Origin of the sequence: Streptococcus infantis (genome assembly GCF_047465525.1) — a bacterium.
GTDB lineage: Bacteria > Bacillota > Bacilli > Lactobacillales > Streptococcaceae > Streptococcus > Streptococcus infantis_R.
Genome location: NZ_JASGZS010000062.1, coordinates 1 through 707 on the forward strand (window position 1 = coordinate 1; position 707 = coordinate 707).

Sequence of the window (707 nt, forward strand, 5' to 3'; positions counted from 1 at the left end):
TCAACCAGTGCGAGCCAATCAGCAAGCACGTCGGCTAGCCAGTCAGCATCGACAAGTGCGAGCCAATCAGCAAGCACAAGTGCATCTGAATCAGCGTCAACCAGTGCGAGCCAATCAGCAAGCACGTCGGCAAGCCAGTCAGCGTCAACCAGTGCAAGTCAGTCAGCAAGCACATCGGCTTCTGAGTCAGCGTCAACCAGTGCAAGCCAATCAGCCAGCACATCGGCTTCTGAGTCAGCGTCAACCAGTGCAAGCCAATCAGCCAGCACATCAGCTAGCCAGTCAGCATCGACCAGTGCAAGCCAATCAGCCAGCACATCAGCTAGCCAGTCAGCATCAACCAGTGCAAGTCAATCAGCAAGTACATCGGCCTCTGAATCAGCATCAACCAGTGCAAGTCAGTCAGCAAGCACATCGGCTTCTGAGTCAGCGTCAACCAGTGCGAGCCAATCAGCCAGCACGTCAGCTAGCCAGTCCGCTTCAACCAGTGCAAGTCAATCAGCAAGCACCTCAGCTAGTCAGTCAGCATCGACCAGTGCGAGCCAATCAGCCAGCACATCAGCTAGCCAGTCAGCATCGACCAGTGCAAGCCAATCAGCCAGCACGTCTGCAAGCCAAAGTGCTTCAACAAGCGCAAGTCAATCAGCCAGCACGTCAGCTAGCCAGTCAGCTTCAACAAGCGCAAGTCAATCAGCCAGCACGTCAGC

Annotated in this window: 1 protein-coding gene; it reads left to right on the forward strand. The window is 55.2% G+C overall.

Going from position 1 to position 707, the window contains the following annotated elements; translation table 11 throughout:
* Positions 1 to 707 (forward strand): hypothetical protein (locus QM374_RS10725; RefSeq protein ID WP_414311738.1); only part of this gene is annotated, 707 nt, incomplete at both ends.